Source organism: Microbacterium sp. zg.Y909, from assembly GCF_024626565.1.
Genome location: NZ_JANJFJ010000480.1, coordinates 1 through 2,981, shown reverse-complemented (window position 1 = coordinate 2,981; position 2,981 = coordinate 1). Strand labels below are relative to the sequence as shown.

Annotated in this window: 3 protein-coding genes and 1 tRNA gene; 2 read left to right on the top strand and 2 right to left on the bottom strand. The window is 68.7% G+C overall.

Features of this window, described 5'->3' with window-relative positions:
- The first annotated feature begins 129 nt into the window (after positions 1-129).
- Positions 130-203 (top strand) — tRNA-Gly (locus NQ160_RS21640).
- A 12-nt stretch (positions 204-215) separates the two neighbouring features.
- Here NQ160_RS21640 and NQ160_RS21635 read toward each other — a convergent pair.
- Positions 216-1,433 (bottom strand): GmrSD restriction endonuclease domain-containing protein, encoded by a 1,218-nt coding sequence (locus NQ160_RS21635; RefSeq protein WP_257517124.1) that lies wholly within the window; start codon positions 1,431-1,433, stop codon positions 216-218.
- Positions 1,434-1,693: 260 nt separating this feature from the next.
- Positions 1,694-2,233, bottom strand: a complete 540-nt coding sequence (locus tag NQ160_RS21630) for a gamma carbonic anhydrase family protein (RefSeq protein WP_257517123.1) — start codon at positions 2,231-2,233, stop codon at positions 1,694-1,696.
- Between the two features lie 121 nt (positions 2,234-2,354).
- Between NQ160_RS21630 and NQ160_RS21625 the strand changes: the two genes are divergently transcribed.
- Complete coding sequence (locus tag NQ160_RS21625) at positions 2,355-2,840, top strand: Dps family protein (RefSeq protein WP_257517122.1); 486 nt, start codon at positions 2,355-2,357, stop codon at positions 2,838-2,840.
- Positions 2,841-2,981 lie beyond the last annotated feature (141 nt).

The window sequence follows — 2,981 nt, the reverse complement described above, 5'->3', positions numbered from 1 at the left end:
GCTACGCCCCGGGCTGTGTGCACGCACGCGTGCGCTGAAACGACCCCGGGAAGTCTAGCCGACCGCGCCGTGTCCGCGCTGAGCCGGAGGTTCGACTACACTGGCGGAGGCCGCGGAGCGTTCCGCCGCGGGGATGTAGCTCAATGGTAGAGCCTCAGTCTTCCAAACTGATGGTGCGGGTTCGATTCCCGTCATCCCCTCCACATATCAGCCCGTCATTCGCAGGCGACCCCGTCGCCATCACGGTCGAGCTTGCTGGAATATCCGGGGTCTCCCGCGTGGATCGGCGCCGCACCCGCCGCGCGGACCGCCGTGCAGTTCTCGTAATAGACGTCGGGTACCGGTGCGGGTGCCGGTGCGGGTTCTGGTGCGGGTGCGGGCGCCGGCGCTGCGGGAACTGGCGCGAACGCGGACGTGAAGGCCGGTTCGTCGGGGCATTCGGCCAGGACCCGGGCGATCGCGTCGTGCTCCGCCTGCGTCACCCACAATCCGTAGGTCGCCTTGACAGACACCTGACGGGCGACATACGCGCAGCGGAACGCCTTGTTGCTCGGCAGCCAGGTGGCCGCGTCACCGTCGCCCTTCTGCGCATTCGCGCCGCCGTCGACCGCGAGCAGGTTGAGCGGATCATTCGCGAACGAAGCGCGCTGGTCTGCCGTGAGGTGCTGTGCCCCCTTCTGCCACGCATCGGACAACGAAACCACGTGGTCGATCTGGACCTCTGCGGAGGTGTCCTGGCCGCGGACGAACTCGATGGTGTGCGCCGTGAAGGGGTCGGCGAGGATGCCGCTCATGACCTTGCAGGGGCCGGACTTGTCGATGTCGGTGAGGTCGCGGGCGAGAATGTCGTTGCGGGTGTCGCACCCGTTGCGGTCCACGTCCGACCACCGCTGCCCGAACTGGTCGCGGTCGTAGCCGGTCTTGGGCGCCCTCCCCTTCACCTCGAGAGTGGACAGCACCGCCAGCGCGGTCTGGTCCGCTGTCACCGCGCTGTCGGCCGCGGTCGAGGCCTCGCCTTGGAACGTTGGATCGGTGATCTCTTCGTCCACGGGCTCGACGGTGACCGTGGGCTCGGGGGTGGGCGTCGGCGCGGAGGGCGTGGCGATCTGCGCTGCCACCGGCGCGTCACCAGGAAAGAACGTCGAGCTGACAGTGCCGGTGACGATGAACATCGCCGCCGCGGCAGCGGTGATCACCCACGCGGTCCTTCGTGAGCGCAGCCGCAGCCACGTCGGCGTGTTCTTGGCCAGCGCGACGATTCCGGTGATGAGGACCGCCAGTGAGACCAACGCGAAGATCGGGGACAACGGGACCCCGACCAGCAGAGCGACCACCCCGACCACCACCCAGAGCCAGGTCGGGGAACGTCGGCCGCTCTTCACCGGCTGCGGCGGAGGCGGTGGGGTGGTGGAGAGCGGTCTGGCGGGCTTCACCCGTTGCGTCCTTTCCCTTGTCTGGACAATACCTTCAACCCTACTGAAGCTTCGTATCGCGCCCGACCGCGGGCGTCGCGAATCCGTCGGTTCGCGCACGCCGCGCCCGTTAGTCAGCTCGAGCGAGTTCGTTCCCGCACGAGTCGTGGACCCCCACGGTGGTGAGGTCGGGTAGGAGCTCCTCCGCGGGCCCAGCAGTGGACTTTCGGGAATCCGAAGCACTGCCGATCACGGGTGAGCGTCCGCGGGCGGCGGAGACCTCAGTCCGCTCGCACCGTGGCGCTGTGGTTGCGCAGGTGCGTGCGGTACACCTCGGCGTTGCGCAGAAGCTTGGCGCGTTCGTCCTCGGTGAGCGTGCGGCGCACCTTCGCGGGCACGCCGGCCACCAGCGAACCGGGCGGCACCACGGTCCCCTCGAGTACCACCGCTCCCCCGGCCACGAGGGACCCCGCACCGATGACGGCGCCCGACAGCACGACCGCGCCCATGCCGATGAGCGATCCGTCCTCCACGGTGCAGCCGTGCACGACCGCGTTGTGCCCGATCGAGACGTCGGCTCCGATGACCACGGGGTGCCCCGGGTCCACGTGCACCGAGACGTTGTCCTGCACGTTGCTGCCGGCGCCGACGGTGATCGGCGCACTGTCGCCGCGCAGCACGGCGTTGTACCAGACACTCGATTCCTCACCCAGTGTCACCGCCCCGATGATCCGCGCCCCCGCCGCGACGAACGCCGAGGCGGGAACGAGCGGCTCGCGGCCGGAGACGGACAGGACGGAGGCATCATCGGCGATCGTCATGCCACGACTCTAGGGCGCTCGTCAAGCCGCATTAGCCCAGCCTCAGCTTGCTTGCGGAATAGCTCCGCCTGAGTACCGTTGCAAAAGGTGGGGCGACTCCCCGCCGATAGGAGACGACAGCATGACGAAGAATCAGACCATTCCGGCCACCGCCGCAGACCCCACCGTCGCCGCCGGCACCGCGCAGTTCCTCACTCCCGTCGTCATGGGCCTGCAGGCGCTTGTGGTCAACGGCAAGCAGGCGCACTGGAACGTGCGCGGCGCGAACTTCCAGTCGATCCACGAGCTTCTCGACACGGTCGTCGAGCACGCGCAGGGCTGGTCGGATGAAGCCGCCGAGCGCATCGTCGCCCTGGGCCTCCCCATCGACGCCCGCCTGACCACCGTCGCCCAGAAGGCCAAGCCCACCACCGTGCCCGCCGGGTTCACCCCGTGGGATGCCATGGTGCGCAGCGTGCTGGCCGACATCGACGGCATCCTCGTCGATGTCCAGGCCGCGATCGACGGTCTCGACGAGGTCGACCTCACCAGCCAGGATGTCGCCATCGGCATCAAGGCGGGCCTGGAGAAGGACCGCTGGTTCCTCTTCGCCCACCTCGCCGAGTAATCACGTCTCCACGAAGCCCCGACCCGCGAGGGTCGGGGCTTCGTCGTGTCAGGCGCTGTCCGGCGGTGTCAGGCGGAGACGTGCGTGAGGCGACCGGCGATCATGGTGGCCGCAACCTGCATTCCGCGCATGGTCTTCTCG

What these genes read in the sequence shown, in the direction of transcription:
- NQ160_RS21630 (WP_257517123.1), bottom strand. Translation starts at nt 2,233, where the DNA reads ATGACGATCGCCGATGATGCCTCCGTCCTGTCCGTCTCCGGCCGCGAG.
- NQ160_RS21625 (WP_257517122.1), top strand. Translation starts at nt 2,355, where the DNA reads ATGACGAAGAATCAGACCATTCCGGCCACCGCCGCAGACCCCACCGTC.